The organism is Sphingomonas sp. CL5.1 (genome assembly GCF_013344685.1).
In the GTDB taxonomy this organism is placed as follows: Bacteria; Pseudomonadota; Alphaproteobacteria; order Sphingomonadales; family Sphingomonadaceae; genus Sphingomonas.
This window is the reverse complement of record NZ_CP050137.1, coordinates 185,586-206,949: the sequence shown is the minus strand read 5'-3', so window position 1 is coordinate 206,949 and position 21,364 is coordinate 185,586. Positions and strand designations below refer to the sequence as shown.

Annotated in this window: 16 protein-coding genes and 1 pseudogene; 11 read left to right on the top strand and 6 right to left on the bottom strand. The window is 66.2% G+C overall.

Annotation, left to right across the window (positions count from 1 at the left end; genetic code table 11):
* Nucleotides 1-16: 16 nt before the first annotated feature.
* The 8 genes from F9288_RS01035 (at nt 17) to F9288_RS01000 (ending at nt 9,514) form a co-directional block, all read left to right on the top strand.
* Nucleotides 17-628: a TetR/AcrR family transcriptional regulator gene (locus tag F9288_RS01035; RefSeq protein WP_174834903.1), complete on the top strand. Its 612-nt coding sequence runs from the start codon at nt 17-19 to the stop codon at nt 626-628.
* Nucleotides 629-755: 127 nt separating this feature from the next.
* Nucleotides 756-1,754, top strand: coding sequence for an NADPH:quinone oxidoreductase family protein (locus F9288_RS01030; protein ID WP_174834902.1), 999 nt, complete (start codon nt 756-758; stop codon nt 1,752-1,754).
* Nucleotides 1,751-3,904, top strand: a complete 2,154-nt coding sequence (locus F9288_RS01025; protein WP_174834901.1) for a molybdopterin-dependent oxidoreductase — start codon at nt 1,751-1,753, stop codon at nt 3,902-3,904. Before F9288_RS01030 ends, F9288_RS01025 begins: the two co-directional genes overlap by 4 nt.
* Nucleotides 3,905-3,907: 3 nt before the next feature.
* Complete coding sequence (locus F9288_RS01020) at nt 3,908-5,101, top strand: CaiB/BaiF CoA-transferase family protein (RefSeq protein WP_174834900.1); 1,194 nt, start codon at nt 3,908-3,910, stop codon at nt 5,099-5,101.
* A 156-nt stretch (nt 5,102-5,257) separates the two neighbouring features.
* The gene (locus F9288_RS01015) at nt 5,258-7,411 is read left to right on the top strand and encodes a TonB-dependent siderophore receptor (protein ID WP_174834899.1); all 2,154 of its coding nucleotides are present in this window, start codon (nt 5,258-5,260) and stop codon (nt 7,409-7,411) included.
* Between the two features lie 29 nt (nt 7,412-7,440).
* Complete coding sequence (locus F9288_RS01010; RefSeq protein WP_174834898.1) at nt 7,441-7,713, top strand: iron transporter; 273 nt, start codon at nt 7,441-7,443, stop codon at nt 7,711-7,713.
* Nucleotides 7,710-9,239 carry a PepSY domain-containing protein gene (locus F9288_RS01005; RefSeq protein ID WP_174834897.1) on the top strand — a complete coding sequence of 510 codons (1,530 nt, stop codon included), beginning with the start codon at nt 7,710-7,712 and terminating at the stop codon, nt 9,237-9,239. Before F9288_RS01010 ends, F9288_RS01005 begins: the two co-directional genes overlap by 4 nt.
* Complete coding sequence (locus tag F9288_RS01000; RefSeq protein WP_174834896.1) at nt 9,236-9,514, top strand: DUF3325 family protein; 279 nt, start codon at nt 9,236-9,238, stop codon at nt 9,512-9,514. The genes F9288_RS01005 and F9288_RS01000 overlap by 4 nt, the downstream gene beginning before the upstream one ends.
* A 68-nt stretch (nt 9,515-9,582) precedes the next feature.
* On the opposite strand, the gene F9288_RS00995 is transcribed toward F9288_RS01000, so the two are convergent.
* On the bottom strand, nt 9,583-10,191 hold the full coding sequence (locus F9288_RS00995) for a TetR family transcriptional regulator (RefSeq protein WP_217482573.1): 609 nt from the start codon (nt 10,189-10,191) through the stop codon (nt 9,583-9,585).
* 90 nt (nt 10,192-10,281) lie between these two features.
* On the opposite strand from F9288_RS00995, the gene F9288_RS00990 reads away from it, so the two are divergent.
* Nucleotides 10,282-11,256 carry a phosphatase PAP2 family protein gene (locus F9288_RS00990; RefSeq protein WP_174834894.1) on the top strand — a complete coding sequence of 325 codons (975 nt, stop codon included), beginning with the start codon at nt 10,282-10,284 and terminating at the stop codon, nt 11,254-11,256.
* A 90-nt stretch (nt 11,257-11,346) separates the two neighbouring features.
* On the opposite strand, the gene F9288_RS00985 is transcribed toward F9288_RS00990, so the two are convergent.
* The 5 genes and pseudogenes from F9288_RS00985 to F9288_RS00970 form a co-directional block, all read right to left on the bottom strand.
* Nucleotides 11,347-12,984, bottom strand: a complete 1,638-nt coding sequence (locus F9288_RS00985) for a Na/Pi cotransporter family protein (RefSeq protein WP_302675328.1) — start codon at nt 12,982-12,984, stop codon at nt 11,347-11,349.
* 402 nt (nt 12,985-13,386) lie between these two features.
* Nucleotides 13,387-13,806, bottom strand: a complete 420-nt coding sequence (locus F9288_RS00980) for a CHRD domain-containing protein (RefSeq protein WP_174834893.1) — start codon at nt 13,804-13,806, stop codon at nt 13,387-13,389.
* 23 nt (nt 13,807-13,829) lie between these two features.
* A pseudogene (locus F9288_RS21990) lies at nt 13,830-14,000 on the bottom strand (IS5/IS1182 family transposase); the annotation flags it as partial.
* Between the two features lie 264 nt (nt 14,001-14,264).
* Entirely contained in the window at nt 14,265-15,200 is a 936-nt protein-coding gene (locus tag F9288_RS00975; protein WP_174834892.1) for a FecR family protein, read from the bottom strand.
* The gene (locus tag F9288_RS00970; RefSeq protein WP_174834891.1) at nt 15,197-15,742 is read right to left on the bottom strand and encodes an RNA polymerase sigma factor; all 546 of its coding nucleotides are present in this window, start codon (nt 15,740-15,742) and stop codon (nt 15,197-15,199) included. The genes F9288_RS00975 and F9288_RS00970 overlap by 4 nt, the downstream gene beginning before the upstream one ends.
* 227 nt (nt 15,743-15,969) lie before the next feature.
* On the opposite strand from F9288_RS00970, the gene F9288_RS00965 reads away from it, so the two are divergent.
* Nucleotides 15,970-19,086: a TonB-dependent receptor gene (locus tag F9288_RS00965; protein WP_174834890.1), complete on the top strand. Its 3,117-nt coding sequence runs from the start codon at nt 15,970-15,972 to the stop codon at nt 19,084-19,086.
* 62 nt (nt 19,087-19,148) lie between these two features.
* Nucleotides 19,149-20,825: a gamma-glutamyltransferase gene (ggt, locus tag F9288_RS00960; RefSeq protein ID WP_174834889.1), complete on the top strand. Its 1,677-nt coding sequence runs from the start codon at nt 19,149-19,151 to the stop codon at nt 20,823-20,825.
* Nucleotides 20,826-21,364 lie beyond the last annotated feature (539 nt).

Sequence of the window (21,364 nt, the reverse complement as noted above, 5' to 3'; positions counted from 1 at the left end):
CACAGGAGCGCATGGCTTGAATCCCCCATCGTCCGCAGAGGAAGCAGCCGCGCCCGCGTTGAGCCAGACCGCGGCGCGCATCGTCGAAAGCGCGCGTGCGTGCTTCGAGCGCTACGGCATCCAGAAGACCACGATCGAGGATATCGCCAAGGCGGCCGGTGTCTCGCGGCCGACGGTGTACAAGCATTTCCCCGGCAAGATGGAGATCGTCGATCACATCAGCATGCTGGAACTGGACAAGGTCCAGCAGGCGTTGCGCGAGCGGCTGACCCGCCGCGCCGGCTTCGCCGACATGGTGACGGAGGTGGTGCTGGTGTCGGTGAGCGTGGCGCGTGAGAACCTCTATGTGCGCCGCTTCGTCGAATCGATGGAAGCGACCGCGCACAGCTATGCCGAGACCAGCCCGTATCAGACGGTGGCGCGCGAGCGCTGGCGTCACATGCTGGAGGCCGCGCGCGCCTCGGGCGAACTGGCCGCCGATCTCGATTTCAACGAGGTGGTCGCGTGGCTTTCGCTCAACCAGGTGATCCTGCTCGCTACCGCCGAGCAGATGGGCGACGAGGACCGGCTGCGGCATTTCGTGCGGCGTTTCGTCGTCGAGCCGCTGCTCGCCGGCCATGGCGCATGACATCCCGCTCCCCAATTCCGTTCTCGACATTGACGTTTTATAAAATCTGATATCTGTAGCGCGCAAGCCGCTTGCTTCGGCAGGCACGGCGAGGCCCACGAATGCGGCACTAGGGGAGCGCTACGAAATGGCCAGCTATCGCGCGGTGTCCGGCGAATCGCTGGGTCCTCCCGATGGTTATGCGCTGGTGGAGCGCGATCCGGCGCCGCTCGCCGCCGGGGAGGTCAGGATCCGCGTCGCGGCGGCGGGCGTCGGGTTCGTCGATGTGCTGATCGCGGGCGGCGGTTATCAGGTGAAGCCGCCGACGCCCTATGTGCCTGGACTGGAACTGAGCGGCACGATCGTCGAGACCGGGCCGGGGATCGATCCGACGTGGATCGGCCAGCGCGTCGCGGCGGCGGCGGGGATGGGCGGCGCCTTCGCCGAGGAAGCGGTGGTGCCGGCGGACAGCGCCATCCCGCTGTCGGACACGCTCGATTTCCCGGCGGCGGCGACCGCCTTCGTCAATTATCAGACGGCATGGCACGCGCTGACGCAGCGCGCGGCGTTGCGGACGGGTGAGACATTGCTGGTGCTGGGCGGCGCGGGCGGCGTCGGGGCGGCGTGCATCGAGGTGGCGAAGCTGCTTGGCGCGCGGGTCGTGGCGACGGGATCGTCGGCCGCCAAGCGCGACCATGCCGTGTCGCTCGGCGCGGATGCGGCGATCGCGGCACCGGGGGCGGAAGGCTGGCGCGAGGCGGTCAGGGCCGCCACCGGGGGGCGTGGCCCCGACGTGATCGTCGATCCTGTCGGCGGCGACGCCACCGAAGCCGCGTTCCGCGCGATCGCGTGGAACGGGCGGATGCTGGTGATTGGTTTTGCCGGGGGCGGGATCGCGCGGCTGCCGACCAATCTGCCGCTGCTCAAGGGCGCGGCGCTGGTCGGGGTGGACCTGCGCCAGTTCCGCCAGCGCGAGTCGGAGGCGGCGCGTGCCAACCTCGCCGCGATCGGCGACGCGCTGCGCGACGGGAAGCTGCGGCCGCGCGTCGACCTCCTCTTCCCGCTCGACCGCTTCGCCGAGGCGATGCGCGCGGCGGCGGATCGCGACCATGTCGGGCGTGCCGCGATCGTGATGGACGGGACGTGAGGGAGGTCCGCTCCTATTGCCGGCTGTGCCACGGCATGTGCGGCATGATCGCGACGATCGACAACGCTGGCGTGCTGACGGCGGTGCGCGGCGACAAGGAACATGTGCTCACGCGCGGCTATGCCTGCATCAAGGGTCTGCAGGCGCCCGAACTGCACAACGGGCCGGCGCGGCTGCGGGCGCATCACCGGCGGGAAGCGGACGGCGCACACCGTCCGATCGGCTTCGACGCCGCGATCGATCAGGTCGCCGCCGCCACCCGCGCGGTGATCGACCGGCACGGCCCGCACGCGGTCGCGATCTTCACCGGCACGCAATCGGCCTATAACTTGCTCTACCGCTACATGGCGATGGAGTTCCTGAAGGCGATCGGCTCGCCCTCGCGCTTCGGGACGATGACGATCGACCAGTCGGCGAAGTGGGTCGCGTCGGGCCGGCTCGGCACCTTCGAGGCGGGACGGCACGGTTTCTACGATGCCGATGTGTGGCTGATGGCGGGGCTGAATCCGATGGTGTCGCTCGCCGGGCAATCGGTGGGGATGCCGTCCTACGATCCGGTCAAGGTCATCAAGGACGCGCGGGCGCGCGGCATGAAGCTGATCGTGATCGATCCGGTGCGCACCCAGACCGCCGCCAATGCCGACCTCCACCTCCAGCCGGTCCCCGGCGAGGACCCGGCGATCTTCGCCGGCCTGCTGCATATCGTATTGCGCGAGGGCTGGCACGACGCGGCATTCTGCGCGCGCTATGTCGCGGGGCTGGACGCGCTGCGCGAGGCGGTCGCGCCGTTCACGCCGGATTATGTCGCGGCGCGCGCGGGGCTTGCCGCCGGCGATCTCGCGCGCGCGGCGCGGATGTTCGCGCATGATGCGCGGCGCGGGTGCGCGGGCGGCGGCACGGGGCCGAACATGGCGCCGCACTCCAACCTCGCCGAGCATCTGATCGAGTGCCTCAACATCGTCTGCGGCCGATTCAACCGCGCGGGCGAGACGATCCCCGAACCGGGGGTGCTGCACCAGCGCCGCCCCGTCCATGCCGAGGTGACGCCGCCGCAGCGCAGCTGGGAGCGCGGGCACAAGAGCCGCACCGGCGGGCTGGGCACGATGAACAAGGAGATGATGAGCGCGATCCTCGCCGACGAGATTCTGCACGAGGGCGAGGGCGGCATCCGCGCGCTGTTCTGCATCGGCGGCAACCCCGCGAACGCCTTGCCGGACCAGCGCCATGCGGTGCGCGCGCTGCGGGCGCTCGACCTGCTTGTCACCAGCGACGCGGTGTGGTCCGAAACCGCGCGGCTGGCAGATTATGTGTTCGCCGCGCGCCAGCCGTTCGAGCGCGCCGACTGCACCTATTTCGCGGAGGAGTTGGGGCTGCAGAAGCCGTTCGCGCAATATACGCCCGCGATCGTCGCGCCGCCCGCCGGATCGGACACGGTGGAGGACTGGCTGGTCTATTTTGCGCTCGGCCAGCGGATGGGGCTGCGGATGCGCTTCGCCGGCCGCGATCTGGATATGACGCGCACGCCCGACGCCGATGAATTGCTGGAAATGCTCGCCGCGCGCGGGAGCGTGCCGCTGGCGGCGGTGAAGGCGCATCCGGCGGGCGCGATGTTCGACGTGCCGGCGCTGGTGGTGCAGCCCCCGCGCGAGGGGGCGGAAGGGCGGTTCGATCTGTTCCCGGCGGATGTCGCGGCGGAGCTGGCCGACGTGCTGCGCCGGCGATCCGCGCCGGTGACGGTGGCGGAAGGCCGCGCGGCGACCCACCTGCTGGTGACGCGGCGGGAGCGCGAGACGATGAACAGCTTCGGCCGCGAGCTGAGCGCGATCCGCGCCCGGACGCCGTACAATCCGTTATGGCTCCATCCCGACGATCTCGCGGCGCTCGGCCTCGCGGAAGGCGCGGCGGTGACGGTCCATGCCGAGGCGGGCTCGATCCCCGCCATCGCGCGCGCCGACGCCGGGGTGCGTCCGGGCGTCGCCTCGATGAACCACGCGCGCGGGCGATTGCCGGGCGACGCTGCCCCCTATGAAGCGGTCGGCGCGTCGACCGCGCGGCTCATCGCGCGCGACCGCGTGGTCGAGACGATCAACGCCATGCCGCGCATGACCGCGATCCCGATCGCGATCGCGCCCCGGACCAGTGGAGGATGAAATATGAGCTATGACCTGCTTTCCGGCCTGCTGGTCGTCGAGGTCGCGCAATTCGGGCCGGATTCGCTGGGCGGCTATCTCGCCGATCTCGGCGCGCGGGTCATCAAGGTGGAGCCGCCCGAGGGCGGCGATCCGCTGCGCTATTCCGGGCCGCTCGGCGCGGGGAGCGCCGAAGGCTTCAGCTACATGCACCTGCGCTGGAACCGCGGGAAGGAGAGCGTCGCGATCGACCTGCGCGATCCGGCCGGGATAGAGGATTTCCGCCGTATCGCCGCCCGCGCGGACGTGGTGGTCGAGGGGATGCGCGCCGGGGTTTTGGAACGACTCGGCGCGGGATATGAGCGGCTGCGGCGCGACAATCCGAAGCTGGTGTTCTGCTCCATCTCCGGCATGGGTCGATCCGGCCCCTATATGAAGATGGCCTCGCACGGCCCCTCGTTCGACGCCTTCGCGGGGATCGGCGCGCCGATCGGTGAGAGCATCAGCAAGTACGAGGGGCGCCAGCCGGCCGCGATCGGGATGCACGCGATGGGGCTGCACGGCGCGCTGGGCGTGCTCGCGGCGGTGATCCGCGCGCAACGTACCGGCGAGGGCGCGCTGATCGAGATCGCCGCCGCCGAATCCTCCGCGCACTGGCTGCCCGATGTGCTGGAGCCGCTGCTCAACCGGGACAGGACGCATGTCCGGCCCGGCTATCTCGACGCGCTCGGCCGGATGCGCTTCTGGGCGCGGATGGAGAATTACCGCGCGCGGGACGGCAAGCTGATCTACATCCAGTCGCTGACCGACAAATCGTGGCGCGCCCTGCTCCAGGCGATCGAGCGCCCCGACCTCCAGGCGATCTATGACCGCGAGCCGCGGGACGGGATGGAGGATGCCGAAGTCGCGCGCGAACTCGCGGCGGTGATCGCGACGCGCGACCGCGCCGAGTGGCTGGAGCGGTTCGCGGCGGTCAACGCGGCGGCGATGCCGGTCAACGAGCTGGCCGAGGTGCTGGATGATCCGCACTTCCGCGCGCGCGGCAACACCTACCGGACGGTCTTGCCCGACGGCCAGGAGCTGGAGCTGCTGTCCTCCCCGATCCGCGTCGAGGGGCAGGCATTTGACAGTCGCCTCGCGCCTGAATGCGGCGAGGACAATGCGTCGCTCGCGGTGGAGTTCGGGCTGGAGACCGTCGGGGGCGCGTTGGCGACGTAGATCACGACATAACGCTGACCGGAGCGAAGGCCGGCCCGATTCCCGCGCGGCATGAACCTCGGACTCTCCCATCTCGAACGGGCGCCGATCGTTCAAGCTATTGCGAGTCAATCGCATCATTGCTAGTTGCCCGGCCTCAACTTCGGGGGCGATGCGATGAAGGTAGTGTTTTTGCTCGGCGCGATCAGCACGATGGCGTTGGCGATCCCACAGGCATTGGCCCAGGCGACGGGCGCGGACTCCACGCGCAATGACATCGTCGTCACCGGCGAACGCCTTCAGGACACGGTGCAGGCCGGGAAGTCCGACATTCCGCTGATCGAGACCCCGCAGGCGATCTCCGTGGTGTCAGGGAAGGATATCGACGCGCGCGGCGTCACCCGCCTGTCGGAGGCGCTGCGCACCGTCGCCGGCGTGTCGCGCAGCACGACCTACGGCTTCTACGACGCCTATACGATCCGCGGGTTCGACGCGGCCTATGGCAGCGTCTATCTTGATGGGCTGGTCAACGAAGCCGGTGTCGGCCTGAACCAGGAACTGTCGGCGATCGAGCAGATCGAGGTGCTGAAAGGCCCCGCGTCGATGCTGTTCGGCCAGGCGCCGCTCGGCGGCCTCATCAACCTCGTCAGCAAGCGTCCGCAGGCCGATGCGTTTCTTCGCCTGACGGCCTCGACGGGATCGTGGAACCTGATCGAGGGCACCGTCGACGCCAACGCGCCGCTCAATCAGGGCAAGACATTGCTCGCGCGGATCAACCTCACCTATCGCGACGCCGACAGCTTCGTGCGCAACGCCGGGATCAACCGAATCTTCGTGGCGCCCGCGATCACATGGCAGCCGGGCCGCGACACCACGCTCACCCTGCTCGGCCGTTATCAGCGCGACCGCGACAACCCGTTCTCCCCGGTGCCCGCTTATGGCACCGTGCTGCCGGGCGCGGTGGCGATCCCGGAGGATTTCGCGATCAACAATGCCGGTGACCAGCGCGTCATCAACAACCGCGATCGCTGGCAGGTCGGATATATCTTCGATCACAGGTTCAGCGATGCGCTGAGCTTTTCGCAGACGCTGCGCTACACCCATCGCAAGGAATATTGGAACCGCTGGATGTTCGCCGCGGGCTTCCTCGATGCGAACGGGCAACCTTCCCATGACGCCGACGGCAACGAAGCGCCGACGGATACGATCGGCCGCTATTTCTACGGCCCCTATCGCGCGATCGACAAGGATTTCGCGGTAGACAGCCGGTTGAAGGGCAGCTTCACGCTTGGGGGCATCACCAACGAATGGATCGCCGGCATCGACTATCGCCACAATTCGGAAAGCTATTTCAGCGCGGGCGATTACGATCCGACGCATTTCCCGCTGCGCATCGCCAATCCCGACTATCACGCGATACTGGACACCAGCGCCGTGACCGGCGCCGGCAGCAGCAGCACGGCCCATCAGACGGGAATCTATGTCCAGGACCACCTGAAGTTCGGCGATATCGCGACCCTGACGCTCGGTGGTCGCTACGACTGGGCGAACGCCGCCGGCCAGAAGGACAAGGCGTTCAGCCCACGGATCGGCGCAACGGTGAAGCTCGTGCCGGGCGTCAACGCCTATGCCAGCTGGTCGCGTTCGTTCCTGCCACAGCTCAATACGCTGTGGGTGATCGGCTTTGACGGCAACGGCAATCCGATCGGCGGTCCCGTTCCCCCGGAGCGCGGCAGGAATGTCGAGGCCGGCCTCAAGTTTGCCCCCGACGCGCGATTGAGCGGGAGCCTCGCGGTTTACCAGCTTACCCGTCAGAACGTCGCGACCGCCAATCCGATATATCCGGACTTTTCGGTCATCACCGGCGAGCAGCAATCGCGCGGGGTGGAGGCCGAGTTGCGGTGGCAGCCGGTTGCCGGCTTCAGCCTGAACGCGGCCTATACCTATGTCGACGCCAAGATCACGAAGGACAATTTCTTCACGGTGGGCGCGCCGCTGTCGAACATTCCGGCGCACAATGTCGGCATTTTCGCGCAATATGAGGTGCCGAAGGGGCCGCTGGCCGGGCTCGGCGCGACGCTTGCCTTCACCTATAACAGCAAGCGCAACGGCGACGTCTATTCGACGCGGCCCGACGGGTCGGTGCTGCTCTGGTTGCCGGCCTATACGCTGGTCGATGCCGGTCTGTCGTATCAGCGCGACGGGTGGGGCGTGCGGCTCACCGTCGCGAACCTGTTCGACGAACGCTACTGGCCGGATACCGGCGGGATCGACCGCGTGTCGCCGGGCACCCCGCGAAACTTTCGCCTGACCTTGTCGCGGGACTTCTGACGGGGAATGACAGCGATGAGACGCTCAAGATGACGCGATTGGAACGCACAGGACGTCTCGCGGCGATTCCCGCGGGCTACGCGCTCACCTCGCTGATAACGGCCGTGCTCGTAAGGGTCATGCCGGTGCGCGCGGTGGAAGCGGTGTCGATCGCGTTCCTGTCGTTCTTCGCCATCTACGCGACGATGATCGTCTGGGCGTTCGGAACGCGGCGCATCGGACGGCTCTGGATCATCTGGGGTGTCGCCGCCGCGCTGCTTGCGGGCTACCTGCGCCTTCCGGTTGCCGGCACCGTGCAATGACGACGGGAAATCTGCGCCAGTCGATGTCGTCGCTGCACACCTGGTCGGGGCTGCTGCTCGGCTGGCTGCTCTACGTGATGTTCGTGTGCGGGACGATCGCGTACTTCCAGGACGAGATAACCCGCTGGATGCAGCCCGAGGTCGCGCCCGCCCGCGATCAGGCCGAAGCGGTGGCGGGGGCGCAGGCATGGCTGGAGCAAAATGCTCGAGACGCGCAAAGCTGGTTCATCACGCCACCGGGCCGGCGCAGCGCGGTTACCTCGGTCTATTGGGTGCCCGCGAAGCCCGGCGGCGACCAGCGCACCTCCGCGACGCTGGACGGGCGCGGACGGGAGGTCGCCGCAAGGGCGACGGCGGGGGGATTCTTCCTGTACCGCATGCACTTCGACCTCCATTATCTGCCGGTAATATGGGCGCGGTACATTGTCGGCATCGCGGCGATGTTCATGCTCGTCGCGATCATTTCGGGGATCATCACCCACAAGAAGATCTTCGCGGACTTCTTCATGCTGCGGTTCGGCAAGGGGCAGCGCAGCTGGCTCGACGCGCACAACGTCAGCGCGGTTCTCGCGCTGCCGTTCCACCTGATGATCACCTATACCGGGCTGGTCAGTCTCGCATCGCTTTACGCCCCGGCGCCGATGATCGCCGCCTTCGGCAATGAAGATGCCTATTACGCCGCCGCCTTCCCCCAGGGCGGTGACCTGGTAGCGAGCAAGGCGCGGATGCCGCTCGCGCCGCTCGACGCCATCGTCGCGCGCGCGGCGCGCACGTTCGGCGCGCGCGAGATCGGCTATTTGTACGTCCAACTACCCGGCGACCGCAACGCACGGGTCGCGGTCACCAGTTCTCCCGCCGCGGGTTTCGACACGCGCGGCGAGACCTTGGTGTTCGATGGCACGACGGGACGACAGCGCGCTCCCCTGTCGCAACGCGGCGCCGCGCAGGTGACGGAGAGCGTCATGATCGGCCTTCACGCCGGCCGCTATGCCGGGCTGGAGCTTCGCTGGCTCTATTTCATCTCGGGCGTGTTCGGCACGGTCATGGTGGCGACGGGGCTGGTGCTGTGGACGGCCAAGCGCCGCATGCGGTTGTCCGATCCGGCCAGGCCGCCGCTCGGTTTCCGCATCGTCGAGCGCCTGAACATCGGGACGATCGCCGGCTTCCCACTGGGCATCGCCGGCTATTTCCTCGCCAACCGCTTGTTGCCCGTCGCGCTCGCCGACCGGCCGGATCGTGAGATCGCGGCGCTGTTCCTCAGCTGGGGCGCCGCCGCTTTCTGGGCATTGATACGCCCGCCGCAGCGCGGCTGGCGCGAACTCGCAGCGGGTGCCGCTCTCGCATTCGCCGCCGTCCCTCTCGCGAGCCTGCTCACCGTGGGGCCGAGCTGGTCGCTGGCTGCGCGTTACGGTAGCCCGATCTATCCAGCGGTCGATGGGGCGATGGCGGCGGCGGCGGTGGTTGCCGCGCTCGTTGCACGACATAAGCGCACCGTTCGCGCGAACGTCCGCCGCCTGTCGTCATGATCTTTCTTGCGCTCATCATCAATGCGTCGGGATTTCTCGGCCTGGCAGCGGCCAGCGCGCGCTATCGCGACGCTTTGCTGGGGCGCGGACGAAACCTCCGCTTTCCGCGCACGTCGCAATGTCTGGCCGCCTCTCTCATCGGCATATCGTGGTTGCTCGCCGGATTCTCCACCAGTCTCGCGTCCGGCCTGGTGATCTTTGTCGGCCTGTCGACTATCGGCGCCGCGATTTCGGTATTCTGCATCACCGTCGGGCGAGCCCTTCGATCTCATTGATTCCATTTCTGCAACCGCCCGTTTGCCCATCATCGACCCGTCTCCGCGTCACCAGCATTTCGGTCGCATCATGAGGTTGTAGCGGGACCGCGACTGATTGGCCGAATGAGGCTGTCCAGTATTTCGACGGATTGGTCGAAACTGTCCGCTGGCGTGGTCGACCTATCGATCAGCCGGTGAAGCCGAAAACCATCTTCCAACGCCACGAGCAGATCGCCGGCCCAGGCTGAATCGATCTTTTCCGAGCCGTAGGTCGCGTCGATCATCTCGGAGATGAGGGTGCGCCGCGCGGCAAGACGCCGCGCAAGTTCCGTCCTTTTCGTACCCTGGCGGGCCATGAACAGGATGAGTTCGAGGTGCAGGAGCGGTGCTCGCCCCAGCGGATCGTCATGGGCCCGTTCCGCTGTGCGCATGGCGGAAAGCAGGTCCTGCGGTTCGCGGTGTTCGGCCAGCAGGTCGCGATAATGCGCCAGAGACAGTTCCGCATGCGCTTCGAGCATGCCGATGATCAGGTCGTCCTTGGTGGCGAAGTTCGAGTAGAAGGCGCCGCGGGTAAATCCCGCCTCGCCGACGATCGCATCGATGCTCGTCGCACCGATCCCTCTTTCCTCGAACAGCTTCGCGGCAGCCCGGAAGAGCTGACGGCGGGTCTCCCCACGGGTCGGACGGGTGCGCACTCTTGACATCGGGAAGCCGGATAGCACAGATGCAACTGGATACGATATTGTATCGAGTTGCATTGACCACTCAAAGGGCGCTGGGCCATCATGCATCACCCTGTCTTCGACATGCCTGTCATGGAGTGGCTGGCGGACCACCGGACACGCGCCCTGACCGACATCTTCCTGTTCTTCAGCGACATGGGGGAAGTGCAGGGCTATCTCCTGATCACCACCTGCATTTACGTGCTCTACGACAAGCGCCTCGCGGTGCGCCTGTCGCTGATGGTGTCGCTCGCGATGTGCGCCAACCACATCCTGAAGATCATCATCAAGAACCCGCGGCCTTTCATTCGGGAGGGGGATTATCTTCGGAAATGGGCCGTGCCGCTGGACAATGCGCGCGACCTCGCCACCGAATGGTCGACCCCATCCGGCCACGCGATGGCGGCCGCTTCGTTTTACACGGTCCTCTATGGATGTTGGCGCAACCGGCTCATCCGCATTCTGGCCGTCTTCGCCATCCTGCTGACGGGGGCTTCACGCCCCTATCTCGGCGTTCATTATGTGGAGGACATCCTGCTGGGCTGGACCATCGGCCTCGGTCTTGGACTCATCGCCCTTCGGAACGGTGAAAGGATCGCGGCCGCATGGAGCCGCTTCGGTTACGCCGGTCAGGTAGCGATATCGGTCGGGGCAAGCCTGGCGTTCTGGCTCATGACCATAATCGTCAATGGCGGGATGATCGACGGCCAGCCACGAGCCTTTCTGGGCTATGCGGGAACCGTCACCGGCATCGTGATCGCGTGGCCGCTGGAACAGTCACTGGTGAATTTCGATCCCCGCAGCGGGTCGGTGCTGTTCAAGGCGCTGAGACTGGCATTCTCTATTGGTTTGAGCTTTTTGACGCTCGAGGGATTTAAGCGCGGCTTCAGCTTGGTAGCGTCCGACTATTCGATCATCGGATACCTGCTGCAATATCTCCGCTATATTCTGGTGGCTTTGGCGAGTCTGTTCATGGCGCCGTGGATTTTTACGCGTTTTGATCTCGCGCGGCGCCTGGAGCGGTCATCGTTGGGCTGAATCGAACGTCGCAAAGAGGATGAAACCGGGTCGGGACGGGCGATAAGACCTGGAGCCGCGCGAGCGATCGGAAGGTGATCGACCCGCGCGTCATTCGACCTTTCTGAGCCGCGTCGGCAGCAGATCGCCGCGCTTCTTGAGGATCGGATAGGCCGACGCCTCGATCAAATGGCTGCTCACGCGCTTGAGGTCGCGCAGCGCGTCGAGGTGAAGCGCGCTCGTCTCCACCGTCTCGACATTGCCGGAGCGCAGGCGGTCGAAATGCGCGGCGGTCGCCTCCTCCTCCAACTGGCGGAAGGCTTCCTTCTCCGTCGCCAACGCGCGCGCCGCCGCGAGGTCGCCGCTCAGGAACACGGCGGTGGATTCGCGCAACGTCGCCAGTAAGCGATCGACCTGCGCCACCAGATCGGCCGTCCCCTCCTTCGAAAAGGCGACGCCGCGCTTCATCCGCCGGCTCGCGACGCCGAGCAGGCCGCGATCGATCAGGTCGCCGGCCTGCTCCACGTTGATTGAGAAGGTGAGGATGCGGGCGAGCTTCTCGTTGGTCGGCTCGTCCAGCCGGCTGGTGTCAATCGCCAGCAGGTTTTCCTTGATCGAGCGGTTGAGCCGATCGAGCCGGTCGTCGAGCGTGCGGGTCTCCTCGATCTGGCGGCGGCTGGGGTTGGCGAGCGCGTCGCGCAGGCCGCCGATCATCTGCTCCAGCACGTCGGACAGACGCAGCGCCTCGCGCGTCGCCCCGCCCAGCGCGGCGGCGACCGGGGTTCCCGCCGCGACCGGCTGGAGATAGCGCGGCGCATCCGGCGCGCTCTCCGCCGGCCGCGCGGGCAGCAGCCGTTCCAGCAGGCGCGCATAGGGTGTGAGCAGCGGGAACAACAGCACCGCCAGCACGAGGTTGAAGCCGGTGTGGAAGTCGGCGATCGCGCGCGCCGGCATGCGCTCGACGGCGGTCACGAAGGGCGTCACCCACGGATAGACCGCGAGCACCGCCAGCACGCCGGCGATCCGGTTGAGCAGATTGCCCACCGGCAGGCGGCGCGCGGCGGGATCGCGCGCGCCGCCTTCCAGCACCGGGTTGATCGCGGTGCCGATATTGGCTCCGAGCGCGAGGGCGATGCCGGCCGGCACGGTCAGCGCGCCATTGGCGGCGAGCGACATGGCGAGCAGCACGATCGCCACGCTGGAATGCGCCGCCCAGGTGAGCATCATGCCGATCAGGACGATGAACACGATATGGGTGGAAAGCGCCGCGAGGAACTCGCGTGTCAGCGGATTGGCCATCAGCGGATCGAGCACGATCAGGAACTGGTGCAGCGCGAACAGGATCAGGCCGAGGCCGATGAACACCCGCCCGAAGTCGCGCGTGCCCGCCCGCGCGCGGCGGTGGAGGAGATAACCCGCCAGCACCAGGATCGGCGCGACCAGCGACACGTCGAAGGCGAGAAGCTGGACGATCAAGGTCGTGCCGACATTGGCGCCCAGCATCACCGCGAGGCCGGGCGCAAGCGCCACCAATCCCTCGGCGGCGAACCCCGTCACCATAAGCCCGGTCGCGGTGCTGCTCTGGAGCAGCGCGGTGACGCCGAGGCCGGCGGCGAAAGCGCTCAGGCGATTGTGCAGGCGATGCGCGAGGAAGGAACGCAGCCGCGCGCCCAAGGCGCGCTGCACGCCGGTCTGCACCATATGGACCCCCCACAGGAGCAGGGCGACGGTGCCGGCAAGGTCGAGCAGGGTGAGCGTGATGTTCGTCGGCCGTTCCTCGTCAGGAATGCGTCGGCATCAGCCGCGCACGCTGTGAAAATGGTCCCGCTATCGGGGCATGTCCAGACACGAAACACGACCGGCGGTGGAGTCGCCGTGGACAGCTGGCGGGGCCGGGGTTGACGATGAACTGATAGTCGAGGGTCGGGTTGATGCCCGCCATCGGCTGGCAACCATAGGAGGCCGGTAATCCGCGATATGGACGAGGATTTGCGCCGGGTTCAGGCTCGAGCCAAATCGACCGGATGGCGGCATAAGCGAAAGCCACCCTCGCTAAAGGCGTCGACCAGTGCATTTGCGCGAATGCGCTCCGCATAGCAGTCTGCCACGCGCGCCGCCGCGCTCAAGGTTAGAGTCGTGCGCCCCTCGCGGCTATTTACCGAGCTGCCCGCGCATCGCCCCTTTCGGATATTTCGCCGTGTGGACGTTCACGTAGTAGCTGGATGGCTCTGCGAGGATCGCTGCCAGCGTATCGGCAGGGGCGGTGGCGCAGCCTTTGGACGAGCCCTGGGCTGGCGGATTGAGTGCGACGACCACCGGGCCGGCCACCCCGGCCGCACCCTTGTGGACATGCGCCATGGTCGGCGTGTCCGTTCCGGTGGCGGACAATTCGTAACAGAGCTGACCCTTGGCGGTATCAATGGTGACGCTCGCCGTACCGTGGCCGGCGGCCGGGGCAGGTGGCACCTCGGCGGGGCCGGAAAGCATCGTCGTGAAAGTAACTGGCCCGGCGGCAAGTGCAGGACCTCCGAGGAATGCCATGCAAGCAATGGCGGGAAGGGACATCCTCATCGACGTTCTCCTGATCGAGCGCGTGCATCGTCTAGCATCTCGAGATACTCGGCGCCAGCACGACCGACCGCTTCAGGCGGCAGACCTTGCTCGCCCGGCACCGACCGCTGGCGATGGACATCGGCGCGGATCAGGCTGGCATCCACCGCGAAGTCATGACCGTCGACCAGCCCCTCGGCGATGCAGCGCGCTACCGCTCGCCCATCATCGGCCCGTTTCCGTTTCCTCGCAGTAAGTGAATCAGCACGCATGCGCTGCCGCAAGACCGAGTTTCCCAACGGAACAGGACCTGATAGTCGTCATTCAGCGTTCTGTCCGACGATCCCGGAAGCTGCTGTGCATTCACGTTTGGAATGCGGGATCGCGTGGACAACTGATATCAAGGATATATCCGTGCATTTTCCCAATCGACAGTTCATAGCCAATCGGCCAGCGTAGTTGAGTTGGGTCCGGTGGCTTCAGCGAGGGGTCGCCGAATTGCCGGGGTGGCGACGAACCTCGATTGCTTGCGGATCATTGACGAGGCTCAGCAGCCCCTGCACGTCGCTCTGATCGAGCATGCCGAATACCGGCATATTCCTGAGCTTCGGTTCCTTCAGGACAAGCTGGTCGGCGGCGTAGCTGTTGACGATGGCGATCGCGCGCTCCAGCGGCTCGCCGTCGAAGAACAATTTGCCACGCGTCCACGCTTGCGCATCGTCGGCATCGACCTGTCGGGTCTCGCCCATATAGGCAATAGCAACGCCACGGTCGCGGCGGACGCCGAAGTTGACGCGCTGGCCGCGCCCCAGATCGCGGAAGATGCCGTCGCCCTCGGGCTGTGTGCGATGTGATACGCCAACCCGCACCTGCCCCTCGACCACGGTGACCTGCGCTTCGTCCTTGCCGACCCTGACGTCGAACTTCGTGCCGATATCGACGATCCGGCCGTCTGCCGCCGCAACCGAGAAGGGGCGCGAGCCGTTATGCGTTACGGTGAACAGGGCCTCGCCGGAGCGGAGAAATACCTCTCGCTGCCGCGCGGAATAGCGGACGTCCACCTTGCTTTCGGCGGCAAGCTCGATGATTGACCCGTCGTCCAGCCGGATCGCGCGGCGCTCGGCATGGCCGGTCGCATAGGAAGCGACATCGGGCGCAGCAGGACGGAGCATCCAGCCGGTCATGCCGCCAACCGCCGCCAGTATCGCGGCGGCGGCGGCGATCATCCGCCGATTCCCGCCCCGGCGCGGCGCCCGCTCCTCGGGCCGGTCGAACTGCTGGAGGAAGTCGACGAACCGCTCGGCCTCCGCGCGATCGGCGGAATGCAGCCATTTGCCCTGATCGGTCAGATACTGGGCAAAGACCATCTCGGCCCGTTCGCCCAACTCGTGCTTCCGCGCGTCGTTCCCCGTCATGATCGATACTCTACATAATCTCCCAGCCGGGCGTGGAGATGGGCCAATGCCTTCGCCAAATGCTTCTGGACCATGCGCGGCGTGATCTTCAATCGAAGGGCGATTGACCAGCTATGCTGCTCGTCGAACCAACTCAGCACGAACACCTCGCGGCAGCGCGGCGGGAGTTCGTCGAGCGCGGCTTCGAAGAGGCGCTGAAGGTCGGCTCGATGGCGATCATTCTCCTGTTCGGGCTGGATTGGAACCTCATCCCATAGCGCCAGTGGCTCGAGCAGCCCGTCGGGCGCGCGGCGGCGCAAATGGTCCGCCACGAGGTTCCGGGCGATCTGGAAGAGATAGGCCTGCGGTTCGCGGATCGCGCGCACCCGTGTGGCCAGCACCAGTTTGGTCAACGCCTCCTGCACGACGTCCTCGACCTCGCCGCGATCGCGCAAGCGTCGCGCGAGGAAGGCGGTCAGCGCCCCACGATAGGTGGCTAGCGCCTCCGCACCGAGGACTTCCTGCCCCGAACCATCGGCTTCCTCTGATTTCGCCGTATTCACCCAGACCTCTGCTGCCTCCTTACAGGAAGACGCCAAAAATGCACCGAAGCGAACCCCGTCAAAATATTTTTGCGTGGACGTTCGCCGGGACGGAAAAAATTCGTCTCCCCTTGCAACAGCCGAATAATGGCGAGCGGAAGGGGAAATTCATGCGAGGAGTGTATTTGCTCGGGGCCTGCGCAGCAGTGGCGATGGCGTGTCCGGCGCTGGCGCAATCGGAATCTTTTATGGTTTCCATCCCGGCGCAATCGCTGGACCGATCGCTCTTCGCCATCGCGCGGACCACGGGGATGCAGGTCGTGTTCAGCGACCCCCGGATCGCGCAGCGCCAAGCCGTGCCGCTGTCCGGCCGCTTCACGGCGCAGGCGATGCTTGAGCGAGTTCTCGCCAATTCGGGCTACACCTATGAGCTGAGCCAGGGGCGGATCATCCGGGTCTATGAAGTGCCCGTGGCGCACGCGGTTCCCGTGCGCGCCACCACCACGCCAATACAGGCGGCGCCCGGGCGGCAGGCCGAAACCACCACCCCGGCACCGGAGGTTCCGGTGCCCGATATCGTCGTCACCGGATCGCGCGTGGGCAATGCGAATATCGCGACATCGCTCCCGGTGACCCTGCTTGATCGCGATCGTATCCAGTCGACCGGGTTGGTGACCACTTCGGAGCTGGCTTCCACTATCCCGCAGATGGCGGGTCAGGGATTCAACAGCTCGAACCAGGGTCCCAACAACGCGCGTGGCGACGTCGCATCGCCCAACCTGCGCGGGCTGGGCGCGGGCAACACGCTGGCGCTGCTCGACGGGCGGCGGCTGGTCGCCAATCCGGGGACCCAGCAGGAAGGATCGGTGCCGGTCCAGACAGTCAACATCAACACGATTCCCGGCAATGCGGTAGGCCGCGTGGAAGTGCTGCGCGACGGCGCGGGCGCTATCTACGGCTCCGACGCGACCGCCGGGGTCATCAACTTCATCACTGATCCCAAATTCACCGGACTCGAGGTGAGCGGCCGCTACGGCGGGTCGCAGGGCACCAGCCTGCGGGAGAGCAACCTTTCCGCGAAATACGGCGTCGCCTCGAAGGATGGGCGCACCCGTTTCACGCTGGCGGCGGATTATTATCACCTGACCGCCATGCCCGCCTCGGAACGCAGCTATTCGGCGAGCGACAATCTGAGCGCTCTGGTCGGTCCGGCCTACGCCAGCTATTTCGACAACCGATCGACCCTGACGCCGTGGACCAGCGGCACGGTCAAGACGCCGATCACTGGGCTGGGGACCAGCTTCACCAGCTTCTTCGTCCAGCCGTGTTCCCTCGCCAACTCGCGCGCGCCAGTCACTGGCTCCCCCGGCGTTTGCGTCAACGGCGGCTCGACCACCTTGCCCTCGGCACTGCGTTATGACGAGGCGCCGCAGCGTTCGGTCACGCCGCGCACCACGCGCTATACCCTGCTGTCGGATTTCTCGCACGATTTCGGCGACGTCGAATTCTTCGGCCAGTTCCTCTATTATCATGGCGAGACGCTCGCCAATCGCGGCGGCTCGACCAATCTCACCACCGCGCCACTGATCGTCGGGGCGGACAATCCGTATAACCCGTTCGGTTCCGGTCCCGGCCGCCTGCCTGGCTATACCGGCCCGGCGCAGGCGGTCACGCTGGTCGGCCTGCGGGTCGATGATGTCGGGCCGCGCTGGATCGACGTGAAGAGCGACACCGGGCGCATCCTCGGCGGGTTGCGCGGCACGATCGGCGACAACTGGAAGTGGGAAACGGCCGGCCTTTATTCCTGGGCCAAGACCGACGACGAGGAGCATAACCGCGTCAGCAACACCGCGCTGGAGGCCGCGTTGCTGTCCTCCAACCCGGCAACCGCGTACAATCCGTTCACCGGTGGCAACCTTACCAGCCCGTCGCTGCTCGATCCGACGCTGAACCCCGCCAGCGTGACCGACCCGATGCGCATCACCGTGCACCGTATCAGCCGCACGCAGCTCTATCTGGCTGACGCCAAGCTCACGAACGCGCACCTCCTCTCCCTGCGCGGGCAGGATGTCGGCATCGCGATCGGCGGCGAATTCCGGCGCGAGACCTATTTCGACGACCGCGATCCGCGCGTCGACGGCACGATCAATTATACCAGCCCGAACGGCGTGGTGACGAGCGATGTGCTGGGCACCAGCCCGACGCTGGACACCCGGGGAACGCGCAACGTGATCTCGGGCTATGCTGAGCTGGCAGTGCCGCTGATATCTCGCGCAGACAACATTCCGCTGGTCAAGAGCCTCGATCTTCAGGTCGCAGGCCGGTTCGAGCATTTCTACGACATCCATGACGGCGTGGTGAAGCCCAAGGTGTCGGTCGGCTGGCAGATGACCGACTGGCTCAAGCTGCGCGGCACCTATTCGCAGGGCTTCCGCGCGCCCAACCTCGAGGTGGTCAATTCCTCGCTCATCAGCCGCGTGCAGCAGAATTTGACCGATTATTATCTCTGCGCGAAGGGGCAGGGAGTCACCAGCCTCGCCCAGCTCAACAAGAGCGCGTGCAGCGCCTATCGCTTCGACGTGGTCGACAACCGCAGCGGCAGCCGCGACCTGAAGCCCGAGACGGTGGAATCCGTAAGCGCCGGCATCGTGCTAACGCCGCTGCGTCGGCTGACCATCACGGCTGACTACTGGCATATCGTCCAGAACAGCCTGATCGGCATCTTCTCGGCGCAGGACCATCTCAACCTCGATGCGGTGCGCCGCCTTGGAGGCGGTGGCACCGATCCAGCGCTGCTGCGCAGCGCCACCACCGATCAGCCGCTCAGCGTCGCGAACACCTTCCTCAATCTCGGCAAGCGCACCGTGTCGGGCATCGATGTGGACGTGACCTATCGCACGCCGGAAACCTCGATCGGGTCGTTCTCGCTGACCGGCGACGTCGCCTATCTGATCCGCTATTATCAGGATGCCGATACCGACAGTGCGGCATTGCTGGCTAACGGCCTGCCGGCATCGGCGGGCGGCTCGCTGATCGAGGTGGACGACAATCCCCGCTTCCGCGCGAGTGGCAGCATCGCGTGGCGCAAGAGCAACTGGGGCGCCAATCTGTTCGGCTATTATGTCGGGCCGACCCAGGCCTCGACCGCGCTATATTATCCGGTGTCGAGCTGGTTCGTGCTCAACAGTTCGGTGAGCTACGCGTTCGATCACGGGCCATTGAACGGAACCAGCGTCCGGTTCGGCATCAACAACATCGCGGACCGCGATCCACCGCTGACCAACGCGACGTTCGGCTACAACGTCGCGCTCGCCAACGATCGCGGGCGGTTCATCTACGGCCAGCTCACCTTCCGGCTTAAGTGAGCGTGCGGAGCCTTGTCTCACGGTGCCGCCGCCTCGCGGCGGGGCTTCTGCTGGCGGGGGCCGTGGCGCAGGCGGCGATTCCCGCCGTTGCGCAAAGCACCACGGTTCCGCCCGATTACATCGTCGAATACGACAGCATTCACCATCCCGTTCTGTCACGGGGCGGGATGGTGTCTAGCCAGAATGCGGCCGCCTCCGCCATCGGAGTCGACATCCTGCGTCGGGGCGGCAACGCGGTCGACGCGGCGGTCGCCACCGGGCTTGCACTCGCCGTCACGCTGCCGCGTGCGGGCAATCTGGGTGGCGGCGGATTCATGCTGGTCTATCTGGCGCAACAGAAGAAGACGGTCGCGCTCGAATATTACGACGAGGCGCCCGCTGCCCTGCGTCGTGACACATTGCTGGGGAAGGATGGCAAGGTTGATCCCGGCAAGCGCTATTCCTTCCTCGGCGTCGGCGTGCCGGGCACCCCGATGGGACTGTACGAGGCGCACCGCCGTTACGGGCATCTGCCGTGGCGCACTCTGGTTGCCCCGGCGCTGCGACTCGCCGAGCGAGGCATGGTCGTCACCGACGATTTCGCCGATATCCTCGTCCGCCAGCACGATCAGATGGTCCGCGACCCGGCGGTCGCCGCTGCTTTCTATCGCGACGGAGGAAAGCCCCCACGCGTGGGATCGGTGCTGCGCCAGCCCGATCTGGCGTGGACGTTGCGGCAGTTGCGCGATCATGGTGCCGACGCCGTCTATCGCGGCGCGGTGGGCGATCGCCTCGTGCGCGGGATGCGGGCGGCGGGGGGCCTCATCACCAAGGACGACCTCGCCGGCTACCGCATACGCGAGGAAGCGCCGTTGTGGGGCAGCTATCGCGGGTTGCGCATCGCCTATATGCCGCCGCCGTCAGGAGGGATGTTCCTCGCAGAGTTGATGAACCTGCTCGAACGCTTCCCGATGGACAGGCTCGGCCAGAACAGCGCCGACAGCCTGCACCTGATCGCCGAGGCGTCTAAACTCGTCTTTGCAGATCGCGCCCGGTATGCGGGCGGCTATCCGCAATATGCGCCCCCGGCGGAGGGGCTGGTCGCCAAGCCTTATGCATCGGCGCGCGCCGCGCGGCTTTCGCTCGACCGTACCCTGCAACCCGGCGATGTCGGCGCGGGCAATCCCTTCGGTTACGAGAGCCCCGATACGACACATTTCGTGGTGGTCGATGCGGCGGGCAATGCGGTCAGCAATACCTTCACGCTCGGCTCCGATTTCGGTGCGCATGTCATGGCGTGCGGCACAGGCTTTCTGCTCAACGACGCGCTCGCCAATTTCGCATGGACGGGGAGTGGCGCATCCCCTAACGCTCCCGCGCCCCGCAAGCGGGTTGTTTCGACGATATCGCCGGTGATTGTCTTCCGGGACGACAAGCCGTGGTTGGTGTCCGGGACGCCCGGCGGCGCGCGGATCTTCTCCGCGATGGCGCAATTGCTGGTCAACGTGATCGATCACCACCTCAACATCGCCGAGGCGAGCGAACGGCCACGAATCTTTCAGGGCACCGTCGAGCAGCCAATCGAATTCGAGCCGGGATTCCCCAGGGATATGCTCGAACTCCTCGGCAAGCGCGGCCACCGGGTGACGCAGGGCGCGACAATGGGGAGCACCCAGTCGATCATGATCGAGAACGGCCTGTTATCCGGCGCGGCCGACACGCGCCGGCCCGATGCCGCGGCGATCGGCAGCGTGCCTTGATTTGTGTCTGGAGGCTTCTGTCAATGCGGACGCCGATCCGCATGTCAGCGATCGAGACGGGGCTTTCCCCGCGCAATAGTAATCGCTGCGATGCAATACCGTGAGGCCCCTGCTCACGCCTTGATTGCGTTGGAGCGGACGCCCCTGACGCGTATCAACGCGCCAGATGAAGCACTACCGATCAATCGCGCGGCGCGTCCCTCGGCGGTGTGCCGATCACTTTGCCATACGCGTATTGGATTCGGCATGCACACTGCCGACGGTGTTTGACAACCTTCCCGCGATGCGCCTCGGTCATTTGCCCGTGTTTGCGATGGCGTGCTGACATGCCGGGCTGCCGTGGTCCCCGCACCTAACTGTGCCGTCAGGCCGGAGGGTGCTGCTCTCGGTCGATTTCGCTCTCCTAGCAAGGAATGGCCGGGTTGGGTCGCGCGCTGCCGGAAGCGGAATGCGGAGTTGTGGGAACCCGCCATCTGCAAAGGCTTCGTCGAACGGCGGATTCAAACGAGAGTTGCCGTTCGCGAGCGTCCCGAAAAGGA

Coding starts and splice junctions, on each gene's coding strand:
- F9288_RS00980 (WP_174834893.1), bottom strand. CDS start 13,806: ATGAGGATGTCCCTTCCCGCCATTGCTTGCATGGCATTCCTCGGAGGT.
- F9288_RS01000 (WP_174834896.1), top strand. CDS start 9,236: ATGATCTTTCTTGCGCTCATCATCAATGCGTCGGGATTTCTCGGCCTG.
- F9288_RS01030 (WP_174834902.1), top strand. CDS start 756: ATGGCCAGCTATCGCGCGGTGTCCGGCGAATCGCTGGGTCCTCCCGAT.
- F9288_RS01015 (WP_174834899.1), top strand. CDS start 5,258: ATGAAGGTAGTGTTTTTGCTCGGCGCGATCAGCACGATGGCGTTGGCG.
- F9288_RS01020 (WP_174834900.1), top strand. CDS start 3,908: ATGAGCTATGACCTGCTTTCCGGCCTGCTGGTCGTCGAGGTCGCGCAA.
- F9288_RS00990 (WP_174834894.1), top strand. CDS start 10,282: ATGCATCACCCTGTCTTCGACATGCCTGTCATGGAGTGGCTGGCGGAC.
- F9288_RS01005 (WP_174834897.1), top strand. CDS start 7,710: ATGACGACGGGAAATCTGCGCCAGTCGATGTCGTCGCTGCACACCTGG.
- F9288_RS00975 (WP_174834892.1), bottom strand. CDS start 15,200: ATGACGGGGAACGACGCGCGGAAGCACGAGTTGGGCGAACGGGCCGAG.
- F9288_RS01010 (WP_174834898.1), top strand. CDS start 7,441: ATGACGCGATTGGAACGCACAGGACGTCTCGCGGCGATTCCCGCGGGC.
- F9288_RS00965 (WP_174834890.1), top strand. CDS start 15,970: ATGGTTTCCATCCCGGCGCAATCGCTGGACCGATCGCTCTTCGCCATC.